This window comes from Corallococcus sp. Z5C101001 (genome assembly GCF_007352635.1).
Lineage (GTDB): Bacteria > Myxococcota > Myxococcia > Myxococcales > Myxococcaceae > Corallococcus > Corallococcus silvisoli.
The window spans coordinates 1-23,500 of sequence record NZ_VKLU01000010.1; the positions used below are offsets into that span (position 1 = coordinate 1).

18 protein-coding genes are annotated in these 23,500 nt (G+C 68.7%); 8 read left to right on the plus strand and 10 right to left on the minus strand.

Annotated features, from left to right (window positions below):
• Window positions 1-107: 107 nt before the first annotated feature.
• Window positions 108-707: a transposase gene (locus FOF48_RS37780; protein ID WP_143904809.1), complete on the plus strand. Its 600-nt coding sequence runs from the start codon at window positions 108-110 to the stop codon at window positions 705-707.
• A gap of 136 nt (window positions 708-843) precedes the next feature.
• Here FOF48_RS37780 and FOF48_RS37205 read toward each other — a convergent pair whose 3' ends face one another.
• On the minus strand, window positions 844-1,362 hold the full coding sequence (locus tag FOF48_RS37205) for a transposase (protein ID WP_255442550.1): 519 nt from the start codon (window positions 1,360-1,362) through the stop codon (window positions 844-846).
• A 55-nt stretch (window positions 1,363-1,417) separates the two neighbouring features.
• Between FOF48_RS37205 and FOF48_RS37210 the strand changes: the two genes are divergently transcribed.
• The 4 genes from FOF48_RS37210 (at window position 1,418) to FOF48_RS22420 (ending at window position 4,997) form a co-directional block, all read left to right on the plus strand.
• Window positions 1,418-1,567, plus strand: a complete 150-nt coding sequence (locus FOF48_RS37210) for a hypothetical protein (protein ID WP_255442551.1) — start codon at window positions 1,418-1,420, stop codon at window positions 1,565-1,567.
• A gap of 3 nt (window positions 1,568-1,570) precedes the next feature.
• Window positions 1,571-1,789, plus strand: coding sequence for an IS66 family insertion sequence element accessory protein TnpB (tnpB, locus tag FOF48_RS22410; RefSeq protein ID WP_143904812.1), 219 nt, complete (start codon window positions 1,571-1,573; stop codon window positions 1,787-1,789).
• A gap of 232 nt (window positions 1,790-2,021) precedes the next feature.
• On the plus strand, window positions 2,022-4,031 hold the full coding sequence (locus FOF48_RS22415; protein ID WP_143904813.1) for a rhomboid family intramembrane serine protease: 2,010 nt from the start codon (window positions 2,022-2,024) through the stop codon (window positions 4,029-4,031).
• A 303-nt stretch (window positions 4,032-4,334) separates the two neighbouring features.
• Window positions 4,335-4,997 carry a pentapeptide repeat-containing protein gene (locus FOF48_RS22420; protein WP_186002026.1) on the plus strand — a complete coding sequence of 221 codons (663 nt, stop codon included), beginning with the start codon at window positions 4,335-4,337 and terminating at the stop codon, window positions 4,995-4,997.
• 23 nt (window positions 4,998-5,020) lie between these two features.
• On the opposite strand, the gene FOF48_RS22425 is transcribed toward FOF48_RS22420, so the two are convergent.
• From FOF48_RS22425 to tssK, 9 genes are read right to left on the minus strand one after another with little or no spacing between them, the layout of a single operon-like run.
• Window positions 5,021-6,874, minus strand: a complete 1,854-nt coding sequence (locus FOF48_RS22425; protein WP_143904815.1) for a hypothetical protein — start codon at window positions 6,872-6,874, stop codon at window positions 5,021-5,023.
• A gap of 25 nt (window positions 6,875-6,899) precedes the next feature.
• Entirely contained in the window at window positions 6,900-7,886 is a 987-nt protein-coding gene (locus FOF48_RS22430; RefSeq protein WP_143904816.1) for a hypothetical protein, read from the minus strand.
• A 46-nt stretch (window positions 7,887-7,932) separates the two neighbouring features.
• The gene (locus FOF48_RS22435; protein ID WP_143904817.1) at window positions 7,933-13,290 is read right to left on the minus strand and encodes a choice-of-anchor D domain-containing protein; all 5,358 of its coding nucleotides are present in this window, start codon (window positions 13,288-13,290) and stop codon (window positions 7,933-7,935) included.
• A gap of 8 nt (window positions 13,291-13,298) precedes the next feature.
• Window positions 13,299-13,817 (minus strand): hypothetical protein, encoded by a 519-nt coding sequence (locus tag FOF48_RS22440; protein WP_143904818.1) that lies wholly within the window; start codon window positions 13,815-13,817, stop codon window positions 13,299-13,301.
• Window positions 13,814-17,512 carry a type VI secretion IcmF C-terminal domain-containing protein gene (locus FOF48_RS22445; RefSeq protein ID WP_143904819.1) on the minus strand — a complete coding sequence of 1,233 codons (3,699 nt, stop codon included), beginning with the start codon at window positions 17,510-17,512 and terminating at the stop codon, window positions 13,814-13,816. Before FOF48_RS22445 ends, FOF48_RS22440 begins: the two co-directional genes overlap by 4 nt.
• Before the next feature lie 3 nt (window positions 17,513-17,515).
• Window positions 17,516-17,839: a hypothetical protein gene (locus tag FOF48_RS22450; RefSeq protein WP_143904820.1), complete on the minus strand. Its 324-nt coding sequence runs from the start codon at window positions 17,837-17,839 to the stop codon at window positions 17,516-17,518.
• Entirely contained in the window at window positions 17,836-18,474 is a 639-nt protein-coding gene (locus tag FOF48_RS22455; RefSeq protein ID WP_143904821.1) for a DotU family type IV/VI secretion system protein, read from the minus strand. The genes FOF48_RS22450 and FOF48_RS22455 overlap by 4 nt, the downstream gene beginning before the upstream one ends.
• 9 nt (window positions 18,475-18,483) lie before the next feature.
• Window positions 18,484-19,083 (minus strand): hypothetical protein, encoded by a 600-nt coding sequence (locus FOF48_RS22460; protein WP_143904822.1) that lies wholly within the window; start codon window positions 19,081-19,083, stop codon window positions 18,484-18,486.
• Between the two features lie 25 nt (window positions 19,084-19,108).
• Window positions 19,109-20,362, minus strand: a complete 1,254-nt coding sequence (gene tssK / locus FOF48_RS22465; protein ID WP_143904823.1) for a type VI secretion system baseplate subunit TssK — start codon at window positions 20,360-20,362, stop codon at window positions 19,109-19,111.
• A 306-nt stretch (window positions 20,363-20,668) separates the two neighbouring features.
• Between tssK and tssB the strand changes: the two genes are divergently transcribed.
• Genes tssB through FOF48_RS22480 form a run of 3 tightly spaced genes read left to right on the plus strand, consistent with a single transcriptional unit; the run spans window position 20,669 to window position 23,487 of the window.
• On the plus strand, window positions 20,669-21,232 hold the full coding sequence (gene tssB / locus FOF48_RS22470) for a type VI secretion system contractile sheath small subunit (RefSeq protein WP_143904824.1): 564 nt from the start codon (window positions 20,669-20,671) through the stop codon (window positions 21,230-21,232).
• 51 nt (window positions 21,233-21,283) lie between these two features.
• Window positions 21,284-22,807: a type VI secretion system contractile sheath large subunit gene (gene tssC / locus FOF48_RS22475; RefSeq protein WP_143904825.1), complete on the plus strand. Its 1,524-nt coding sequence runs from the start codon at window positions 21,284-21,286 to the stop codon at window positions 22,805-22,807.
• 32 nt (window positions 22,808-22,839) lie between these two features.
• Entirely contained in the window at window positions 22,840-23,487 is a 648-nt protein-coding gene (locus FOF48_RS22480; RefSeq protein ID WP_143904826.1) for a hypothetical protein, read from the plus strand.
• Window positions 23,488-23,500: the final 13 nt, after the last annotated feature.

The window sequence follows — 23,500 nt, forward strand, 5'->3', positions numbered from 1 at the left end:
CGGATTCCTTCAGTGCGGCGGGGGCGCCGCCCTCCTGCTACGCAACGCGATCCGCCTGGCCGACCCCGGGGCGATCCACTTGGCCGACCCTGCTACGAACAGCTTGGGTGACCCCGCTGCGATCCATTACCCCGGCCCATGACAATGTGGTTGGCATCAAGGGCGAGACGTCTGTTTGGCCACCAGGCAGCACCCCAACCATTCGCAAGAAGCCGCCGGGCAGTCGCGGCCGGCCTTCTTCTCGGCACTACGACGACAAGCATCCGCCGGTGCTGGTGGGCGTGCTGGCCAAGGAGTTGAAGTACCGCGCCGTCAGTTGGCGCGAGGGAAGCCGTGGCTGGCAGTCCTCTCGCTTCGCAGCCGTCCGCATCCGCACGGCGCACCGGCATATGAATGGAGTGCCGCCTGGAGATGAGCAGTGGTTGTTGTGCCAATGGCCCCAGGGAGCGCAGGCCCCCACGAAATTCTGGCTCTCCTCCCTCCCGGCTGACACGTCCATACGCACCCTGGTGCGCCTGGCCAAGCTGCGTTGGCGCATCGAGCGCGACTACCAGGAGATGAAACAGGAACTCGGCCTGGACCACTTCGAGGGCCGCACCTGGCGGGGCTTCCACCACCACGCCACCCTCTGCGCCATGGCCCATGGCTTTCTCGCGCTCCGACGAGCGCTTTCCCCCCCGGGGCCGGGTGAAATGGACGCTGCCTGAAGTCCGCCGCCGTCTTCAACAGGTGCTGTTGCGCTGGATAGGCGTCTGCCCCCTCTGCCGCAGGCTCGTCGACGACTCGAACCTACCGCGCGGCCCATCACGAATCTGATCAGGTGGTACTAGGGGCTGTCCCTGATTAGCGCAGCCAAAGAAGCATGGATGCGACGTGCAGGACGGCGAGGTAGCTGATCGCCGTCTTGTCATAGCGGGTGGCGACAGCACGAAAGCGCTTGAGGTCGTGGAAGAAGCACTCCACCCGGTAGCGTAGCCGGTACAGGGTGCGGTCCAACGGCAACGCCCACTTGCGGCTCGGGTTCGAATGGATGACAGGCTTCATCCTGAGCTTTCGAACGTTGGTGCGAATGCGGTCGGCGTCATAGCCGGTATCCGCGATGAAAGCTGCGCCCTCGGCGTGCACCAGAAGTTCTTCGGTCATTGGTATCCGTCCGGCCAACGACGTGCCGTGAGGGATTGCCGTATCCGTCCGGCCAACGACGTGCTGAGAGGCGTTGAGTGAGGCGTCGGGGCGGTGGACCCTGGCGTGCATGTCGAAGCCAATGGAGAAGCCGGAGTGGGCGCGCGTTGCGGAAGCGTTCGAGGCGAGCGGGCTGACGCAGAAGGCATTCTCAGCGCAGCGAGGCGTGCGGCTGAGCACGTTGCAGTCGTGGGTGTACCGGCGTCGGCGGAGCGGGGCGTCGCGAGCGGAAGCCGTGAGACTCTTGCCGGTGCAAGTGGGGACGTCCCCTGATGCGACGGAGTGCCTGCTGGAGGTGGTGGCCGCGAGCGGAGCGCGGGTGCGATTCGCCGTGGGCACCGACGTGGCGTACGTGGCCCGGCTCGTCGCGGCGCTGGGGCGGTAGGCCGTGTTCGCCCTGCCTGCGTCGGTGCGCGTGGTGCTGGCGGCGGAGCCGGTGGACATGCGCAAGTCGCTTGACGGGCTGATGGCGCTGGTGCGCACGGCCTGGGGCGAGGACGTCTACTCGGGGCGCCTCTTCGCCTTCGTCTCGCGCAAAGGCGACCGCATCAAGGTGCTGACGTGGAGCCGGGGCGGCTTCGTGCTTCTCTACAAGCGGCTGGATTGACTCTTCCGGTTGGGGGCTGAGGGGCGACTGCTGTCTGGCGACGGGTTTCAACGGCGCCTGATGGTGGTCGTCCAGCAGCGGTGTTTCGTCGAAGAGGACTTCTTTTTTGAGGTCCGCGGTGCCCAGGGGACGCGACCGATTCGTATGAGGGGGCGGCAGGTCGCGAGGGGAATGGTTCCCTGTCAGGATGCGTCATGGGTGGGGGTCCCGCCCGTTGGGGTGAGTTTCCTTCATGATGTTCTTCCTTCCACTGGGCGTGGATGGCGCGACGTTGGATCGTCGCCCCTGGGTGTCCGTCACCATCGCGGCGATCTGTGTCGTCGCCTTCTTCGTGACCTGGGTGGTTCCAGCGAACCCGACGGGCGTGAGCGAGCGTGAGCTCGTTGCCCTGATTCGGGAAACAGCCGAACACCCCCAACTGGAGCTGGCCCCGGGCTGCAACGCCCTGCTCAGTGAGCAGGGCAAGGAGCTGATCACCCAGCTGCGCTCCCGGGCGAAGGCTCCGAGCCCGCGCGTGGACGTCGCGGCGCTCCAGGCGCGGCTCGACGCCCACTGTCAGCAGGTCCTGGAGCGCAAGGATTCGCACCTGCTCCATCGCCTGGGGCTGGTGCCCGCGCGGGGCGTGTTTCAATGGGGCTGGCTGACGTACATGTTCCTGCACCTCGGCTGGATGCACCTGCTGGGGAACATGCTGTTCTTCTATTTCGTGGGGTTGCTTCTCGAGGACGTCTGGGGGAGGCCGCTGTTCGCAGGCTTCTACGTCGTGGGCGGATTGGTGGCGGCGATGGCCCACTTCACGCTCGATCCCCGCTCGGAGACGTTGATGGTCGGCGCCTCCGGTGCGGTGGCGGCCTGCATGGGGGCCTTCTGTCTGCGCTTCGCCACGCGCAAGGTCCGCGTGGGCTACCTCATCTGGCTGCTGCGCATCTGGCGCGGCACCTTCGGTGTCCCGGGCTGGGCCTGGGCGGGCCTGTGGTTCGGCAATGAAGTGCTCGATTTCGTCCTCTGGGGGAACAACACGGGCGTCGCGGTGATGGCCCACATCGGCGGGTTTGTCTTTGGCTTCTGCGCGGCCAGTGCGCTGCGCATCACCCATCTGGAGGAGCGCTTCGTCGCACCCGCCATCGCCGCGCGCGAGGGGGGCTGGGTCGCGGATCCCCGCCTGGTGGAGGCCCAGAGCTCGCTCGAGAACGGCGACCGCGAGAAGGCGCGCGCGGGCATCCTCCGCGTGCTGGGGGGCCAGCCCGACAACACCGAGGCATTGCTCACGCTGGGGCGGATGGAGCTGGAGGACGGCAAGGATGCGTCCGGTGCCGCGAAGGTGGAGAAGGCGCTCCAGTTGCTCGTGGCTCGCGAGACACCCGAGCCCATCTGGCAGGCCGTGGAGTTGCTCGGCCCGCTGCTTCCCTTGGATTGCCTGCGCCCCGGAGTCGCATGGCGGGTCGCGCAGGTGCTGGAAGTGGAGGGCGCATCCTTCTCCGCCCTCCGCATGGCCGAACCCCTGTATGCCGTGGCTGGCAAGGGCAGCGGCATCATGGCGGTACGGGCCTTGATTCGCGCGGCGGAGTTGCGTCTTGCGGGCCGTGAGGAGCCGGCGCGGGCACTCGAATATCTGTCGCGGGCGAAGGCGCTGGCGACCGGCGATGCTTCGGCATTGGCGGAGCGCGTGGGGCAGCTCGAGTCGGAAGTCACTCGGATGGAGGCGCGGCTGAGGGACCGTGGCATCACTCTGGACACGGAGGCTGCCACACCGAGAGCACGCGCCATCGCGGCCCAAGCGCCCGTGATGCCCGGAGGCTCGACGATGCCTCCTCGCATCATCCCCTGTCGCATCCTCAGCCTGTCCGACAAGGCACTGATGGTGGAGGCCCGCGGCGGTCAGCGCAGGTCGCTGTCCGTCACCGAGATCCTGGCCGTGGCCGTGGGCATGTTGCCGGCAGCCGTCCCCGAGGGCGCCGCTCCCCGGCAGACAGTGCTCACCGACCTCGTGGTGTCGTGGGGTGACACGACCCATGGCCCGACCGTGCTGCGCGTCCCGGCCGCCGGGCTCGGGCTTCCGGAGCGGTATCCCGGTGTCGCTCCTCGCGAGGCCTACTCGCGGTTCCTGTCGGAGCTGCTGGAGCACACAAACGCCAGCGCCATGCCCGACGCGCCGGCGCTGGCCGAAGGTCGCTATCCGCGCTTCGACAGCGAAGGCCGACTCACGCATCACTATTACGGCCAGGGGCCTGCGGACGCGTAGCCGGCCGACGGTCCTTCGCGGACCTCTCTCGGCAACACCTGCTCACGGGCGAACTGCGCGGCCCGCGCGGCCCCCGCTTCTGTTCAGCACCGTCCTCCACATGGTATCTCCGGGGGTTCCTGGCGTGCCGGTGCTGGCGCCAGCTCCGGTCGCCACCGAGACGAGCGCTGCCTCCGGCGCGAAGGGGTTGTGATGACGTCGGCTTCGACTCCCCACTGGCGGTCTTCCGTCTCCCGGCTCGTGATGCTCCTGACCCTTTCAGGGGGCATGCTCGCGGGGTGCGAGAACGAGCAGGAGAAGGTCGTGCGCACGCTCCTCGCGACCCGGGCCTGTAACGGCTGTCAGCTCGCGGGCGCGCGGCTGGAAGGGGCGGCGTTGCCTGGGGCCCAACTCCGGCAAGCCATGCTCAGAGAGGCGCGGCTCGCTCAAGCGAACCTCCGTGGCGCGGACCTGACCGGCGCGTCCCTGACCTCCACCGACCTTCGGCGGGCCGACCTCCAAGGCGCACGCTTTGATGGCGCCTACTTGACGGGCGCCCAGCTCCAGGATGCCAACCTGGAAGGCGCGGATCTTCGCTCCGCATACGCCCTGGACGGGGCGGACTTCCAAGGCGCCAACCTTCGGGGTGCCCAGCTCGCCGGGAGCAAGTTCTTTGGCCCCGCGGGCCCCTATCAGCGCACGGAGCGGACCCACGCCTATTCCGTGCCCAGCGGTGGTTCGAACCTGCAGCGCGCGGACCTCCGCTCGGCCGACTTGAGCGAGGCAGTCCTCTCCTACTGCAACTTGCAAGGCGCCCGCTTCCAGGGAGCCCACCTGCGCGACGCCTCACTGGAAGGCGCGGATCTGCGCGGTGCCGAACTCCTCGAAGCCGACCTTCGAGGCGTCCAGTTGGAGCATGCGACCTGGGTGGATGGCACCCGCTGCGGCCCCGGCTCCGTCGGCCGGTGTGTTCCCCTCAAGCCTTGAGCGGGGTGCCTGCCGCGAGCCGCTCAGCGCTTCTTGCTCGTGATCTGTCCCTCAATCACGGACCGGACCTTGGGATAGAGCTCTTGCCTGCTGACGGAGTGCGAGACCCGCATGAAGTAGTCCATCGTCCCGTAGGTCACGGCTGGCTTGAGCTCCAGCTTCGCGGGGGCACGGGGGAATGGCTCGAGGGTCTTGTTGGGGACTGGCAGGCGCGTCTGGTTGAGAGAAAACGGCTGCAACGGCGAGAAGAGGGGCGTGACCTCCAGCTTTCCAACGCTGCGCTCCTGGAGGACGGTCACAAAGGATTCAACCGCTCCGCACAGCTCGGCGAGTGACGCGACCACGGGGATGCTCGCCAGGTGACTCGCCTCGCGTAACAGGTTGATGGGCGAGAGAGGACTGAGGACATGCGTGTCCGGAAGGAACCGCTCCACCTTCAGGCTGATCGTCACCCACTCCAGGATGACCCGGAGGTTGTGCACGGTCTTCCCCCAGTCGGACACCAGGTTCTGGACCAGGCCCACGTTGGCCACGAGGGTGAAGATCAGATCCATCAGATCGGTCTGCGTCGAGTACTTGTCGTACCGGACCTCACTGGTCTCCAGTCGACCGACAAAACGCTTGTAGGTCGCTTCGAGTTGAAACTGGCTGTAGGGATCCGCCGCGGTGATGTCGACATCCGTGAGGCTGGCGCTGAACGGCGTCGCCTTGAGCTGGGCCCGGGGAGAGGTGCCCGTGTTGTCGAAGGCTTCAATCTGATGTTTCAGGATGCCGGCGATCAAGTCACACAGGGGGCCGCTCAGGGTCTTGACGTCCACCCGCAAGAATTGGGCAAGGGCCTTCAAGAACGTGGAGACATGCAGGTCGTCGAAGAGGCCGTCGAGAGGGTATTTCCCACTCTTCTTGCGGTCCTTGAGCGCCTTCATCAGGGGCGACAGGCTCTTTTCGAGCTTGTCCAGTTCACTGATGAAGCGGCCGGCCAGGAGCTCGGGCAGGATGGCGCGCTTCGTGGCCGCCTTGCCTTGGAGCTCGATCGCGACTGGGAACTCAAAGGGCTTGCTGAGCGTGCGGATGATTTCGCGGAGCTTGGCGAAGATGCCGTTGATCTTCTCCAAGAGCTGGATGCAGTGGTCGTAGAGCTTCCCGGCCTTGTCGGAGGACATCAGGAGCTTCAGATTGATCCGCCATGAATCATCCGCGTCCCTGGGGCGCGTGGACTTGATGGCGTCCTTGAGCAGCTGGCCGTCGAAGTGGATGTCGGCCAACAGCTGGGTGACCTGCTCGAACCCTGCCTTCTCCAGCGCGTCGTGGAATGGCAGCAGCGAGAAGTCAGCGACAACCCGTTGGGTCAGGTCGTATTGATTGTGGACGTTGACGATCTTGCATTCTTCGTGGAACACGGCCGTGTCCACCAGATGCTGTCGCTGGAAGAAGGGTGTCGAGAGATAGGTGACGCTGCGAATCTTCCAGGTGCGCGGCCAGACCTTGGCTGCCTGTCGCGTCAGCTCGTTGATGACGTTCCCGCCATGCGAGTGGCCGATGAAATGGAACGCGACCTCCTGCTTGAGGAACTTCTTGTAGTAGGCGACTTGTCCCTCGGCCCCACAGAGGCGATTGGCCAGATAGGTTCCGGCGACGCGCCGATTCGACTTGCCGTTGTCTCCAGACCAGCCATGCGCCGTGAAGATGTGGACGTTGGTGTATCGCTGGCGCAGGGCCTCGATGTCCTTGCGAAGTCCGGGGTTCTCTCCCCAGTACCAGTCCGGATCCGTGATGGGCTTGGTGTTCTGATAGCTGGCGGAGTGGGAGCGGGTGTCGGTGTTGGTCGGGTCCGTCGTCCCGCTCACCAGCACGATGATATTGGGGATGTCTCGCATGCGTGGTCCCTCGGGTCGGTACGGATCACCAACTGCCGCTGGAGCCCGCCCCGCCAGACCTGCCACCACCGCCGCTGACTCCCTTGCCCTCGCCGTTCGTGAGCACCTGGCTCTTCAACGCCGGGTGCAGCGTCAGCAGGTTCTGGACCCACTTCTTGGCGTAGAGGTCTCCGGGCTTCTCGAGCTCCGCCTGTCGGCGGTAGACGCCGCGCCAGGTGGCCTGGCTGTCCCAGAGGCTGCTCCCGTCATCCGTCGTGTAGCTCTTGGGATGCCCGACGTTCAGCCGGAAGCCCCTGGCCTGGACGTAGTTGGCCAGGAGGATGCTCCAGATGGAGACAATCGCTTTCCGGATGTCGATGAGGAGGTCCCCCCCTTCCTCCATCAGCTCATACAGGAGCATCGAATAGCGTTCGACCGCGGCGGACTCCAGGTAGAAGAGCGGTGGGGGTGCCCCGCTGTAGGCCTTGAACTTTCCGCCCTCGTTCTTGCCGATGAGGACCCCAGGCGTCCAGCCGGGCATGCCGGGTTCGACGAGCCCGAACACCCAGGAGCGGCGCCCCGCGAGGAAGTGATACTGGTTGAGCCGGTTGAAGACCTCTCCCAGGAGGGGCGACATCGTGGACGTCAGGTAGTCCGCGCGCTCCGCGAAGTTGCGCTTGAGCGTCTGCGCCGCGAAGCCCTTGTTCGCGTTCTGCCAGAGGACGTGGACCCAGTCGCTGTGAATGTCGGGCAGGTTGATGCCCAACCTCTCCGACCTGAAGTCGAGCACGAACCGGAGCGTCTTGTTCAGCTCGAACTTCTTGGTGGACCAGGCCACCGTGGCCTTGTTCTCGGTCAATCCCTTTTCGACGCCGTTGAAGTACCGGGGGAAGTCCTTGATGAAGTCCGCCACGAGCAGGGGCACCGCGTTCCGGCCGTCCCCCTCCAGCCCGGGGATGCTGAAGTGAATCCGGAACTGGTTCACATGGAAGTCGCCGGTACCTCCGGCGATATTGAGTTCTGTGAAGTCCATGGTCCTCCCTTCGGAGTGATGCGACAGGCGTCAGGAATTGAAACGGTCAGCTCCGCGCGCGCCTCGCTTGCCGGCCGAGCCCCAGCCCCAGCAGCAGCAACAGCGCCAGCGCCGCGGCTCCATCTCCGCTGGTTCCACAGGCGCAGCCACCGCCAGTGCCTCCCAGGGTCCGGGCCTGCCCCTTCAGCGTGAGCGCGGCCTCCGCGGTCGTCTCTCCCCGGAGGCGCAGCCGCAGCGTGCCCTCCGCGGGGCCGCCCACCTGGCCGCGGAAGGTGATGCCCACCGTCGCCTGGGCTCCCGGCGCCAGCTCCGCGTCCAGCGCGCTGGCGTCGATCTCGAACGAGGGGTTGGTGTTCTCCACCACGCTCAGCCGCGCGGGCGACGCGGACTGGTTGGTGAGCGTCACGCTGCGCGGCGCGCTGGTGCCCCCGATGTCCACCCAGCCCATGTCCAGCTCCATTGGCTCGATGGTCAGGAAGCTGGCGACCGTCACCCCGGACAAGGCGACCAGCGCCGCGCGCTCCTGGTCCTTCGTGCCCAGGACCAGCGTCGCCTTCGCCGCGCCAATCTGTGACGTGTCGTACTTGAGCTCCAGCGTCAACGAGTCGCCTTGCGCCAACACGCGCCCGTCCGCGCCCAGCGTGGGAGACACCACCACGAAGTGCGTGGCCTGCGGCCCTTCCAGCTTGGGCGGCAGCAGGATCAGCTCCTGCGTGCTGTCGTTGGTGAGCGCCACCTTCGTTGTCACCGGCTCCGCCTGCTTGACGGTGCCGAAGTCCAGCGTGCGGCTGAGCGAACGGAACACCGTGGAGAGCCCGCGGCCCGACAGCGCCACCTGCGCCACGGGCGACTCCAGGTCGCTCGTCACCACGGTCAGCGCGGCCTTGGACGTGACGTCCGGCCGAGGCACGAACTTGATGAACAGGTCCTTCGCCTCCTGCGCCGCCAGCGTGAAGGGCAACGTGGGCGCGGACTCCACGCTGAAGTGCGACGGCTCCGAGTTCTCCGACACCCCGATGATCTCCAGGCCCTGCACCTTCAACGGCTGGAGTGATTCGTTGGTGAGCCGCACCGAACGCACCGCCGACGCGGAGGACTCGGCCACCCGCGCTCCGAACTCCAGCGTGGGCGTGGAGAGGCTGAGCTGGTTCGTCCGGCCCCGGCCGCCCAGCGTCACGAGCAGGGTGCTGGCGTGGCTGTCGTCGGAGGTGATGCGCAGGACCGCGTTGAAGCGCCGCTGCGCGTCCGGATGGAACTGGAGCGACAGGTCCATGCTTCCGCCTGGCACCAGCCGAACCGGCATGGGCGGCTTCTGCAGGACGAACGCCCTGGCGTCCTCTCCATCCAGGATGATGTCCTGCACGGTGAGCATGCCCGCCTCCGTGCCCGCGTCCGCCCCCCCGAGCGGCGCCACGTGGGTCAGCCGCAGGCCGATGAACTCGGAGGTGGTGTTCACCCGCGTGCCGCCGAAGTCGAGCGACCCATCGAAGGCCACCGCGTCCCGGCGGGTCACATCCAACTGCGCCGACGTGGCGGTGCCCTGGAGGGTGAGGGTGATGGGGTCCTGCGAGGCCGTGCCGCCCACGCGCAGCGTGGCCAGCAGCGTCCGGGGACCTCCCGTCGACCCCTGGGGCCGGAAGCGCAGCGTGAGCGGGGTGCTGCCACCGGCGGGCACCACCAGCGGGAGGTTCTGCGCGGAGAACTCCGAGCTCCCCGCCGCGAAGTCCACCGACACCTGCGCGGAGGTGATGCCGGTGTTGGTCACCGTCACCGATTGATCCGAGTACGAGCCGAAGTTCACCGGCCCGAAGTTCACCGAGCTGGTCGGCAGTGACACGCTGCCCACGCCCTCGACCGCCAACTGCACGGTGTTGGGGGTCGTCTCCGCGTTGCTCACGATCGTGAGCACGCTGGTGATGTTGCCCCGCGCGGAGGGCTTCGCCGACACGAGGAACGTATGCGCGTCACCGGGCAGCACCGTGAAGCCGGAGAGGGCGGACGGGCAGCCGTCGGTCTGCGTCCCATCATCCGGACGCAGGCAGAAGTCGCCGGGGACCGTCACGGAGTAGACGACCAGCGGCGCCTTGCCGTCGTTCTTCACCACCAGGGGCTGGCGCGGCCCCTCGATGCCCAGGGCCTGGGGGGCGAAGCGGGGACTCGTGCCGCCTGGCAGCACCAGCAGCGGCACCGTGCCCCGGCCCGAGACGACGATGGGCAGGTCGGTGGTCTGGTCGGAGTTGCTCAGGACGTGCAGGGTGGCGCTCACGTCCTGCGCCGTCTCCGGCCGGAAGGTGACGTCGAGCTGGGTGGTGGCGTCCCGCGCGAGGTTGATGGGGAACTGGCCGTTGTTCAGCTTCGCCGTGAAGGGGCCGCTGCCCGTGACGTTGTTCACGGTGAGCTGCGCGGAGCCCGTGTTGCGCAGCACGATGGACCGGGTGCTCGTGCCCAGCCGGGGCACCTCGCCGAAGACGAGCTGGTTGTTGCTCAGGTCCAGCTTCGCGAAGGCGCCCACGCCGGAGAGCTGCCGGGAGAGCGCGAGCGCTCCAGGTGACTTCTTCAGCCGGATCTCCAGCTGCGAGGAGAAGGACCCGGTGGCCGTCGGGTTGAAGGTGAGGTCGATGCGGCGCGTGGCTCCCACCGGGATGATGGTGTCCGGCCACTGGTCCACGGTCGCGCGGAAGTAGGTGTCCGGCACGGTGCTCACGCTCAGCAGATCGATGGGCACCTGACCGGAGTTGGTGATGACGAGCGAGCGCAGGCTCGTCGCGCCTGGCAGCGTGGCGGGGAAGTCGACGGCGTCGGTCGGCGCGGACATCTGTGCGTCCGCGCCCCGGCCCGTCAGCACGAAGCTGCGCGTGGTCGTGACGCCCGTCGTGACGCCCTGGTAGACGATCTCCAGCGTGTCCTCGTGCTGCTTGCCCACCACCGTCGGCCGGAAGGTGATGTTGAAGGGCTGGGGGCGCTCCTCACCGCGACCGATGATTGGCTCGGAGCCCGTGATGGGATCCACGGAGAAGGCCGAGCCGGCGGGCAGGACGCGCGCCGCCGTGACCTTGAGGCCCTCCGAGGCCTGGATCAGGTTGCGCAGGGTGAGCTGGCCATTGACGTGCGCCTGGTCGACCTGCCGGGCCCCGAAGCTGATGGCGTCCACGCCGAAGATGGCGATGGGACCCGCGGAGGTGCCCTTGACGATGAGCGTGCGCGGCAGGACCTTGTCGTCGGTGGTGAAGAAGCGCAGCCGCGTCTCCAGCGCTCCCACGTCCGTGGGACGGAAGCGGATCTTCACGGTGGCGGTCTGGTTCGGCTGCACCGTCTGGGGCAGGAAGTCGACCACCTGGAAGTGCGCGTCGCTGTCCGGGGTGATCTTCGACAGGAAGAGGGCCTGGTTGCCGGTGTTGCGCAACGTCAGGTCGGACGTCTGCTCGCCGCCAGGGGCCACGTTCGGGAACACCAGGGGGTCCACCAGCAGCGTCAGCTCGGGCGCGAGCGCCCGGCCGGTGATGGCCACCGAGGCCACGGCGACGGTGGCGTCCGTCTGGAACTGGAGCGTGCGGGGGAAGGACTCGCCCCAGGCGCTCGCAGCGAACGTCACCGTCAGCAGGGCGCTGCTGCGCGCCGCGATGGTCAGCCCCGAGGCGGGAATGCCCGCGAGCGTGTAGGGCGCCAGCGACTCCGGTGGGACCGGGAACACCTTCACGGGCCAGTTGGTGGAGTTGGTGAGCGTGACCTGCCGTGTGGGGGCCGCCTCGCCCACGATGGCGTCGCCGAAGGGCAGCGACGCCGGGCTGACCGTCAGGGACGTCTTGCGCGCCGTTCCACTCAGCGCGACGTCAGACGGGCAAGCCGTGGACGGGGATGTGCCAAAGGTGAGCAGACCCTGCAGTGCGCCGCTCTCACCGATGCCGGGATTGAAGGTGATCAGGATCTCCCGTCCCGCCGAGTTCGGTGCCAGCGTGAACGCCGTGGCGGGGTTCAGCGAGAAGGCATTGCTGCCAGTCAGCGCGGGCGTCACCGTCAGCGCGACGTTGCCTGAGTTGGTGACCGTCACCCGGCGCAGCTCGCTGGTCGCGTCACCGGACTCCTGTTCGGCGAAGTCGAACGACCTCGGGGACACGTCCATGCAGGCCGTCCCCGGCGTCGTCGTGCCCGTGAGGGCCAGCTGCGGCGCGGGGAGGGTCGCATCATTGCTGGTGAAGGAGAGGGTTCCGGAGGCGTTGCCCGCCTGGGTCGGACGGAACGTCAACGTCAGGCGCTGGGTCTCCCCGGCGGCGAGGTTGAAGGCGGCCGAGGGGTCCACGCGGAAGGGTGCGCCCGGGGACATGGTCAGCGCGGAGACCTGGAGCATCGTGTCGCCGCTGTTGCGGACCGTGACCTCCTGCGTGGCGCTGTCGGTGCCCACCGCGGTCTGGGGGAAGGACAACGTGTCGCGGCTGAGGATGAGCTTCGCCGGCAGCTGGCCCTCGCCGCTGAGCCAGGCGAAGGGTGGGGTGGGGCACATGGAGCTGGACGCCAGGGTGAGCGCACCCGTGAAGGTGCCCCGGCTGGCGGGCGTGAAGGTCACGGTCAGCGGCTTCGACGCTCCCGCGGCGATGGTCAGCGGCGCGTTGGGCACGCTGAAGGGCGCGGTGGCGGAGGGAACCTCGGAGAACGACTCGTTGCCCAGGTTGATCACCGTCACCTGGCGCGTCGTCGGCGTGTTCACCAACTGAGGCCCGAACGCCACGGACGACTGCCCGAGCACGAGCAGCGGCCCGGTGCCCTGACCGTCGAGCGTTATCGGGAGCGACTGACGCTCCGGATCATCCGTGTAGAGCGTCAGCGTCCCGTGGAAGGCCCCGGGCTGAGGGGGAACGAAGCTCACCCGCACGTCCAGCCGGTTCGTGCTGCCCTGGGGCATGGCAGGCACGGTGCAGGGCAGGGCGCACAGGGTGTTCGATGTGGTGTACAGCCCCAGGAAGGTGAAGCCCCCGCTGATCGTCGCGTGGAGGATCTTGCGCGTCTTCGTGGAGGGGTTGCGCAGCGAGACCGCGCTCGAACCCGAATTGCACGAGGCCTGCGGGCCGAAGTTGATGGAGGAGTCCGACAGGGTCAGCGGGAACTCCTGCACCTCAGGACCTGCGTCGCCGAGTCCCGCGTCGCCGAGTCCCGCGTCACCGAGTCCCGCGTCGCCGAGTCCCGCGTCACCGAGGCCCGCGTCGCCGAGTCCCGCGTCACCGAGGCCCGCGTCGCCGAGTCCCGCGTCGGTGGAGCCGGCGTCGCCTCCGTCGGCGGGCCCGGCGTCGCCCCCGTCTTCAGGGTCCAGGTTGTAACGCCCGAAGGCGATACGCGGTTCGTCTTCGCTCTCGCGGCCACAGGCGGAGAGCACGCACAGCGAGGCCGTGAGGAGGAGCAGGAGCCGTTTCATGGGCGACCTCAGTTCTTGGCGGTGAGCGCCGGTGCCTTGGCGCCGGAGGCAGGGGGCGCCTTGGGGGCGGTGGGGGCTTCAGGCGGCTTCGGTGCACCGTCGCCGTCAGGTTGGCGCGGCTCCGCTGGCTGGGTTCCGGTGCGGATGCGCCCTTCGAGCAACTCGATGTCCAGCGAGCCGGGCGCGGGCGCGTTGACGAACTGCTGCCACGTCCCGTCTGGCGCGGTGAACAGGAACGACACCGCCACCGGCGCGTTGTCCGGCAGCGGCACCTTCATGCGCTGGATCGTGCCCGGATAGATGAGCGCCGACAGCAGCACGTCCGCGTCCGGCTGGAAGACGCGCGCGGACACTTCGCCATAGGACTCGATGGCGAACTGCTTGGGATCCACCTTGCGCACCAGCATGTAGAGCGGCCGCCCCTGGTTGGTTCCCGAGGGGGCCTTCACGCTCAGATGGAGCGTGCTCGGCTGGCACGCGGACAGCAGACACAGCGCCGCCAGAAGACAGCTCGCCCAGGGTTTCATCGCGGCACCTCGCGGAAGGGGATCCAGGGCTCACCCTTGAGCCCGAAGCGGAGGTCCATCGCCCCGTCCGTGGCCGCGCTCCCGCGCGCGCGCAGCGACCACTGACGGTGCTGGTCCTCCGTGGCCTGTGAAGACTCCAGCAACCGGAAGCAGCTCCACGCCGAGCGCGACTTCTCCAGCGACGCGTACTGCACTGACTGGTCCGCGGGCGCGCGCACCTCCACCATCAGCGACGCCGTCTGCTGATCCCACCAGGCCAGGGGGAACTCCTGCCACGACGGGCTCTGGTTGTAGGCCAGGAAGGTCGTCTTGCCGCACTTGAGCGAGCCCAGCGTCACGAAGCTGCCCGGCGTGGGCGCCTTGGGCAGCGGCAGCGGCATCACCTGCAGCAGCAGCGGCCGTGGCCGTCCTTCCGTGTCCCACAACACGCGGGCCAGCCGGGACAGCCGTCCCAGCGTGGGCAACACGCCCGCGGGCAGCGCGAGCCGCGACTGGAGCGCGCCGCGCGGCACCCACTCCGAGCCGCGCTCCTCGCACACCGGCGCCAGCACCCGCGTGACGAACTCCCAGAAGGCGCCGTCCTGCCGGCGCAGGACCTCCAGGTCGCCTGGGTCCACCTCCTGGGTCGCGTCCGCCGTGAACGGGTAGCGCCCCAGGAGCGGGCGCAGGAAGCGCCCGGAGGCGTCCTCCCACTGGCGCTCCAGGGTCCGTTCGATCTCCCGCTGCCCCAGCTCGCGCACCGCGAGGAACGGCTGGCGGAAGGGCTGGCGCAGCTCACCGATGAGCCCCTGTTGATCCAGCCACGCGTCCACCTTGTGCAGGTAGGACGCCTCGTCCTCCAGCATCATCGCGAACGCCAGACGCCCCAGCGGCGTCAGGAGCTCCGGCAGGCGCGCGGCGCCGGTGTTGGGCGCTGGAGGGGTGGCCGGGCCGCCGGTGAGCGACGCGGTCGCCCCCGGGGGCACCGCGCCCGGACGCGGCACCGCGTTCAGCTCGTCCGACATCTGGGCCACCAGCGCGCGGTAGGGATTGAGCGCCGCGTAGTTGCCGCTCTCGTCCGGCTTCATCACCGTGGCGATGGGCTTGAACGGCGCCACCGCGTTGCGCAGCGATTCGTAGAAGGGGCCCTCCAGGGGCTCCAGCGCCACGCCCTGGGCCACGTCGCGCAGCATGTCCACCAGCTCCGAGGAGGGCTGGGTGAGGCGCGCCAGCTCCTCCGCCAGGAGCGCGGGCACCAGCGCCTGGAAGCGGTAGGTGGACACGCGCTGGAACAGGCGGTTGCGGTACTGGAACGCGAACTGGTTCACCTTGCGGCGCACGTGCTCCTGGCGCTGCGACACCTCCTCCACCGGCAGCCCCGAGCCCTTGATGCGCTGGGTGAACTCATCCACCATCGGGCGCAGCCGCGTATCGAACTCCAGCCGGTCCGCCGCGAGCCCCGCGCCTCCACGCGCCGCGCCCCCGTCCTCGCCCGCCGCCACCGCGCCGAAGGGCAGGCGCCCCGTCTTCTCGTGGTAGCGCAGCAGCGCCTGGTGCAGCAGCCGCGAGCCGTCCTTGGGACGGAACTCGAAGGTGCTCTGGAGCACGGGCACCTGGAGCACCGCCGGCCCGTTGCCCGGCAGCCACAGGCCGTCGCGGACCAGCAGCTCCGCCACGCTCATCTTCTGCACCGCCTTCACGCCCAGGTAGGCCTCCTCCTCCATGCGCAGCACGTTGGAGAGCACCTCGCGGTGGTCGTTCATCCACGCCACCGTCTTGAGCGTGGAGGGGATGCCCCGGAAGCGGCTGGTGTCCACCCGCGCCTCGGAGGCGGCCAGGAGCTCCAGCGCGCGCGGCAGGCTGCTGAAGCGCGCGCTGTCGTCCAGCAGTGACTGGAGCCGCCGGCGCTCGTCCTGGATGGCCTCCAGGTCCGCGTCCAGACGCTCCAGGTCGTGCGGCTCCACGGAGCGGTTCTGCAGCAGGTCCTGCAGCCGCCGCAGGTGCGACTGCCACGGGGCCAGCTGGGCCTCCAGGGTGAGCGGCTCCGGGAACGGCCAGCGGGCCCAGTCCGCCTCGGGCGTGTCCGGCGCCTTCCAGGGCGGATCGCTCATGAGGACGTAGTCGGCCACCAGCGGCTCGCTCAGGCCCACCGCCGACACCCAGGAGCGCGCCGCGTCCAGGGTCGCGCCATCCGCCGCGGGCGCCGGTCCACTGGCCTCCGGGATGAAGCTCCAGGTGGGGCGGGTGCGCAGGCTCGCCAGCACGAGCTGCCCCAGCGCCTCGTCCCGTGAGCCGTGCAGCGTGGCCAGCAGGTAGACGACCTGCTCCGGCCGGCACGTGTCCGGCTGGCGGTGGCACTTCTCCAGCGCGGGCCGGATGTGCGCCTCGCGGATGCCCCGCGCCAGACGCTGGCGAAGATCCTCGCGCGCGCCCGTGAAGCTGTAGCGCAGGAGCGGCCAGGTGCTCATGGCCCGCCACAGCGTGTCCAGCGACTGGCCCGCCGCGAGCACCTGATCCTGCGCCACGGCCCCGGACACCTCCTGGCCCTGGTCGCGCATGCGCTGCACCGTCTCCTCGAAGCGCTGCACGCGCGTGCTCGCCTGCCCCAGCCGCCACGCGAAGTGCCCGTAGGCGATCCCCAGGGGCAGCGCGCACGCCAGCCCCAGCAGCACCGCGCGGCGCAGGTGCGTGTGCAGGTAGCGCTCGCGCACGGCGCGCGCCGTGCTGGCCTCGGCGGACACGGACAGCACGTCCGGGTCGCGCGTCTGCGCGTCCGCGGAGGACAGCGACACGGTGGAGAGCTTGGGGGCGTACGCCAGCGTCTGGCCCTCCATCAGCGCCGTCACGAAGCGCGCCAGCGCTTCGAAGGGCGCGTGCCCCTCCGAGTAGAAGCGCTCCAGCCGCTCGAAGGACTCCACCGGCAGCGCCGTCAGGCCCAGCGCCAGGTACTGCTCGTGCGTCTTGAGCAGCGTGGACAGCTTGCCCTCCTCACCGACCGGGGGCAGCGTGAAGCGCAGCGGCACGTGGTGCGCGCGCAGCAGCCGCGCGAAGTCCCCGTAGCCCTCCCGCTCATCCAGGTGGGTGAGGCACACGCGCGTCTCCAGCGCGCCCTCGCGCACCTCCGACAGGAGGTTGAGCTTGCCGCGCAGCAGCTGGGCCGCCCGGCGCACCTCGTCCGGCGGCGTCTCCGCCAGCCAGCGCGCGTCCAACACCAGCACCGCCAGCGCTTGCTGGCCGTGGCCGAAGGTGTCCTTCCACAGCCGGCGGAGGGCCTCGCGAGCCTCGGGCGTCTCGTCCTCCAGCAACTGCGCGGACACCTCCTGCGCCACGACGTCCGCGCCCAGGTACACCTGGAGCAGCGAGTCCGTGAGGAGGCTGGGCAGGAACTGCCGCGCCTGCCGCTTCCAGTCCAGGTCCAGCTCGATGAGCCGCGACTTGCCCGCGCCCGCGGGCCCCAGCACCACCACGCCCGGCAGGTCCGTCACCGCCACCCGGTGCCGCAACGGCAGCCCGGCGAGGAACTTCTGGCGGACCTGACGCAGGCGGTTGCGCGCCAGGGGCAGGGGGGCGGCGGGCGCGGCCGAGGCCGCGGCCTTGCGCTTGGCACGCCAGGCGAGGAACAGCGGAACGCCCAGCGCCAGGAGCGCCAGGGCCAGCAGCACCCAGGGCTTCCACGCGGGGGGGATGAACGCCGTCAGCTTCTTGATGACCTCCATGGCTCAGCGCTCCCCCCAACCCGTGACGTCCTTGGCCCGGCCCGCGCGGTGCAGTGCCTCCAGGATGTCTTCCAGCGTGTCCAACGTGCCGGCGAACGCCGCGCAGGCCTGCTGCTGTGCTTCTGGCGCCAGCCGCGGATCCGCGGGGCCCGGCAGGAGCGCGGCCAGTCCCTGGCCAAGCTCTTCCAGCAGGGGTCCCATGCCGCGGCGTCCGGGCCCGAAGCGCGCGTCGATGAGGCGGCACAGCTCCTGGAGCACGGCCGGCGCGGACTCGAGGCCCGGCGCGGCGGGGGCGCCCGGAGCGGGGCGTGGGGGCGCGGTCGTCACCGGGTCACCCACCACAGCACGGCCTGCAGCCCCAGCACGCTGGCGGCGCTGATGGCGTAGTAGCGGGCGGGAAACGCGTAGAGCAGCGGCCCGGAGCCGTCTCCGGGCGCCGAGGGCGCGGGCAGGGGCGGGGGCGTCACGATGCGCGCCGCCAGCCGCTCCTGGTACTCGCGCAGCTTCGCGGTGTGGCCCAGGTAGCGGCCGCCGAAGCCCGCGGTGATGCAGAAGTGCAGCATCTCGAAGAGGAGCGCGGGGGAACCCGGCTCGTCCAGCCGCTGATCCGCGAGCGCGTAGAAGGCCTCGCCGCCGCCGTCCTCGCCGAAGAGGCGGTACTGCAGCAGCGGCCACAGGGGCTGCTCCGCGTCCGCGAGCCGCAGGAGGACCCGCTCGTCCACCAGGTACGTGAAGGGCTTGAGCGCGTCCTGCACTTCCTCCTCCCGTGCGTGCGCACCCAGGCCCGCGCGCAGCCGCTCCACCACTTCCAGGAGCTGCTCCTGGAGCGTCCGCAGCCCCTCGCGGCCCACCAGCCCCGAGGCCGCGCCCGAGCCGGGCACCACGGAGGGCAGCCACGTCTCCAGCACGGCCTGGGCCTGCCGGTACTGCGTGAAGACGACCTGCCAGTGCTCCAGCTTCATCGCGCCCCCTCAACCCACGTTCACCATGGAGCCGCCCACGGTCGTCATGCCGCCCTTCAGCTCCGCCATCGCGTCCGACTTGAGCGCCAGCTGCACCTCCGCGGCCACCTTCACCTGGGGAGCCGCCACCACCACGTCCTTGGTGCCGTCCATCTTGACGGTGGGCGCCTTCAGCGAGACCGCGCCGGTCTTGCCCTCCACCTTGACCTCGGAGCCCTCCACGCTGAACGCCTTCGCGGCCTTGAGCGACACCGCCTTGTCGGAGCTGAGCGACGCGTCCGCCGCCGCCTTCTGCGTCAGCTTGTCCTCGGTGGTGAGCGTGAAGGCCTTCTTGCTCTCCAGCGCGAACGTGTCGTCGCTCTTCCACGAAGACGCCTTCGAGGAGGTGACCTCGATGGTCTCCGCCTTCAGCACGAACGACTTGCACGTCACGGTGACGCTGTCCTGCTTCTGCACGACGGTGCTCGTCGCGTCATTGCCCTTCACCTCCAGGGTGATGGCCTCGCCATCCATCGTCACCGTCTGGAGGATCTTCCCGTCCTTGTCCTCGGTGGTGAGGATGAGGCCCTTCTCCTTGTCCATCTCGATGGTGCAGATGAGCTTGCCCATGTGCGCCGTCCCCCTTGGAAAACGCTCAGGCCCGACGCCAGTAGAGGAGCACCTGGGCGCCCTCCAGCGCAGGGGTGGCGAAGAAGGTGAGGCCGTCTTCCCGCTGCGCGGACTGCCATTCCTCGCTCTGGTGTGTCAGCTGATACCAGTCGATGTCCGCGTCGAAGGAATGGGGAAAGGAGGGGTAGGCCACGTGCCGGTACGGCACGCCCTTGAGGGCCTGGCGGCGCACCGCCGGCAGGCGCAGCGGGCTGGCGATCTTCACGCCCTCCATGGACCGGGGCCGGTCGCGCTCCTGGCGGCGCACCAGCAGGTAGAAGTCATCCGGCGGCGGTGTCTCCCGGGGCAGCGGCGTCAGCCGGAAGTGGCCATCCTGGAATTCAAAGGCGCGGTAGGACAGGGGGCTTGCCTGCGGACGGAAGCCTCGCGTGAGCAATTCCATCCACCGCGCGAGCCCAGGGCCCGGTGCGTCATGTTCATACGCGGGCAGCGCGTCGTCCGGCTCCGCCTCCAGGTAGCAGCAGGTCTCGAAATACAGCCGCCGCAGCGCCTGCATCAGGTGGTAGGGCGGCGGCTGCACGCCGTGGCGCATGTCCTGGCGCAGCACCTGGAGCCCCCGCACCTCGCAGAGCGCCCGCCGCGCGCTGGCCAGCCGATCCCCGCGCACCAGGCCTTCCCGCAGGGAGGTCCGCAGCTGTCCCTGGGCCTGCTGGAGCAGCCCGTCCAGCTGCTCGAACAGCGGCGTGAGGAAGGGATGGGGCCCTACCCGTAGCAGCGGGGGCAGGTGCGTGCCCGACAGGACCCATGGCCCCTCCGCGTTCCGCGTGAAGACCGCCAGCGCCAGGCTGCTCACGGCGTCGTCCACCACCGACTCCAGGGACAGACACAGCCGCCGCACCGCGCGCACCACCGGGGGCGCCTCCTCGCCCGGCCCAGGCGTTTCCTCCCGGGGCTCCACGACGGCCAGCAGGTGCAGATACACCGTCAGCTTCGTGCGGCCCGACTCCTCCAGCGACAGCGGCGTCACCTCCGCGTTGCCCGGCACCTCCACCAGGTGTCCACCCGGGAGGACGGCGCTCAGCTCCTCCAGCGCCACGGTGCCCTTGTCCAGGAGCACGTCGTTGAATCGCAGCGCCCCCACGCCCACCACCGGCAGCCCCGCGAGCCCCGCGTAACGCCGGGCCTCTGTCGACAGGGATTCTTCCTGGGCGCGGAAGTGCTCCGGCAGCAGGGTCTGCCCTTCCTGCCACAGGACTCGCGCGAGGGTGTCTGGGTTCATGGCAGGGAAGGAAACGGCTTGCGCGCCGAGCGGGCATCCGGAGGGAGCGATACAAAATCAGCCCGGATGAAAAATATTTAAAAAAGCTACAGGCTCAAAGCCCGCGGCGTCAAGCCACCCCCGGGAATCCACCGTGTCTGGTTTCATGCCCTTTGGGGAGGGAGACATCATGGGTTGGGTCTTTCTTGTCTCCCGGGTGAAACGGAGCCCAGCGTGTCAGGTCATATGTCCAGGGTGTATTGATTTTATGTATTCGTATGGTTTATCAATTCCTGTACAAACGGCGGTTCCGTTCCGGGGGCACCCATGGCCATCACCGACGAAATTCCCAGATCACGCATCACGCTGACCTACCGCACCCAGGTGAATGGCACCCGGGCGGACAAGGCGCTTCCGTTCCGGCTGCTGGTGATGGGGGACTTCTCCCGGGGCACCTCCGCTGACCGCAAGAAGGACCTGGATCAGCGGGAGATCCGCAACCTGGACGGCAAGAACCTGAACCAGGTCATCCAGAACATGGGGATGACGCTGAACTTCAGCGTGCCCAACCGCGTGGACAAGAAGGACCCCGTGGACGGCTCGGCGCCCGCGCCGCTGGAGGTCAACATCAAGCTGGACTCGATGAAGTCCTTCAGCCCGGTGGAGGTGGCTCGCCAGGTGCCGAAGATCAACGCGCTGCTCACGCTGCGCAAGCTGTTGCTGGAGCTCCAGGGCAACCTGGACAACCGCAAGGAGTTCCGCCAGCTGGTGCGCCAGCTGGCCCAGAACCCGCAGGCCGTGGCGAAGCTGAAGACGGAGCTGGCCGCGTTCCAGTCGCTGGGCCTGCCCAAGAAGCTGGCCGCGACGAACCCCACGCCTCCGACGACGTGATGCCGGGCACAAGCCCTTCCCCACGACCTTCCTGAACGAGAGCCATCCGCCATGCCCACCGCCAACACCCCGTCGTCCACCACCGCCACGACGACCGCCGTGGCCGACCCGCCCCTGGACATCCCGTTGTTCCTCTCCAGCGTGCGGCTGGGCGCCGCGCCGCCCGCGCGCGACCCCGCCACCCAGACGGACCTGATGCTGGTCCCCGACGACGCCACCCCCGAGGAGCGCTTCGTCTCCAGTCTGGCGGCCATGGTCTACAACATGGACACCGACGAGGGCCGCTTCGACAAGCAGACGGTGCAGGAGCTGGTGGGCACCATCGACACGCTGGTCGCGGATCAGCTGAACGCCGTGCTGCACGCGCCGGAGTTCCAGGAGGTGGAGGCGCAGTGGACGGCGCTCGCGGACCTGGTGCGCAACACCAACTTCAAGGCCAACATCGAGCTGAGCCTGCTGGACGTCTCCAAGGAGGAGGCGTACTCGGACCTGGAGACGAACGCGGCGGACGTCGCCGGTTCGGAGTTCTTCAAGAAGCTCTACGTCGCTGAGTACGACCAGTACGGCGGTGCCCCGTACGGCGCGCTGGTGGGCCTCTTCGAGTTCGCCAACACGCCGCAGGACATGCTGTGGCTCAAGACGATGGGGAAGATCGCCGCGGCCAGCCACGCGCCGTTCGTGGCCTCCGTGTCCCCGCGCTTCTTCGGCTGCGACAGCATGCGGGAGGTGGCCCAGCTGCGGGACGTGGCCAGCCTGCTGGACTCGCCCAAGTACTCCGCCTGGAACGCGCTGCGCGAAACGGACGAGGCCTCCTACGTGGGGCTCACGCTGCCGCGCTACATCGTCCGGCCCCCCTACAACCCGGAGACCTATCCCGCCCCGGGCATGACCTTCACGGAGGCCGTGAAGGGGGACAAGGAGGAGGAATACCTCTGGGGCAACGCGGCCATGCTGTTCGCCCGCAACCTGGTGCGCTCGTTCGAGACGTCCGGCTGGTGCCAGCACATCCGGGGCCCCCGCGGCGGCGGCCTGGTGGCGGGCCTGCCCGTGCACCTGACGCACCTGCGCGGCGAGGAGGAGATGAAGCTGCCCGTGGAGATGTCCATCCCGGACTTCCGCGAGCTGGAGCTGGCCAATGGCGGCTTCATCCCGCTCATCCACAAGAAGGGCTCCGCGGAGGCCGTCTTCTTCAGCGTCCAGTCCCTCAAGCGTGCCCAGGTGTTCGAGGACCCGAAGGACTCGGAGAACTCGCAGCTGGTCACCAACCTGGCCTACACGTATTCCATCAGCCGCATCGCGCACTACGTGAAGGCCATCATGCGCGAGAACATCGGCAGCACCGCGGGTGCGCAGTACATGCAGCAGCAGATCGAGCGCTGGATCTCCCGCTACGTCACCACGCTGGTGAATCCGGACGACCTCACGCTGCGCTACTACCCGTTCAAGGCCTACAACCTGACCGTGGCGGAAGTGCCCGGCAAGGTGGGCTGGTTCCACTGCAACCTCTCCGTCCTCCCGCACATCCAGTTCGAAGGCATGAACGTGGATCTCCGCGTGGATGCGCGGCTCGGCTGACAAACCCCGCATCAAACAGGAGGACATGAACCATGGGTGATGGACCGCTTGGCATTTCGTGTGACTGGCAGGACACCATCCAGCAGCGCCCCCAGAAGAACAACCCGGTGGGCTACCTGCTGGACATCAAGGGACTGGGCAGGGATGACGGCTCGTTCCCCAAGGGCACCAGCCTCTTCTATACGCCGTTCGACGGTGAGCCCGCGTACAGCGAGGTCAAGGTGGAGGCCGTGGGCGCCAAGAAGGCCGTGCGCTGCGTGGGCCTCATCACCCGGCTCAGCTGGGACGGCGGAAAGCTGGACCCCATCGACTTCACGGTGCTGATCTCCCCGGAGAACAAGCCGGACTTCACCGGGGTCACCAACACGGAGCTGAAGCGGCTCGCGTTCTGGATCTGCGAGTGGGACAGCGCCGCGGGCAAGTGGTACGAGAAGTGCTACCCGCTGGGCGACGAGTCCGGCGGGCCCGCGAACGCGCTGGCCGGGAAGATCAACCAGAAGGGCAGCGAGGTGATGTTCACCGTGGGTGAGCCGGAGTCGGTGGGCGTCACCGACATCAAGTTCTGCCACCTCACGTTCCAGGTCATCCCGGACAAGAAGCACCTGTGCAACTTCCACTACGGCCACAACGTGGAAGCCAAGGACGTGTACAGCTGGGGCTACCGCGAAGGCAGCTCATAGTCGGTGCCGGGGC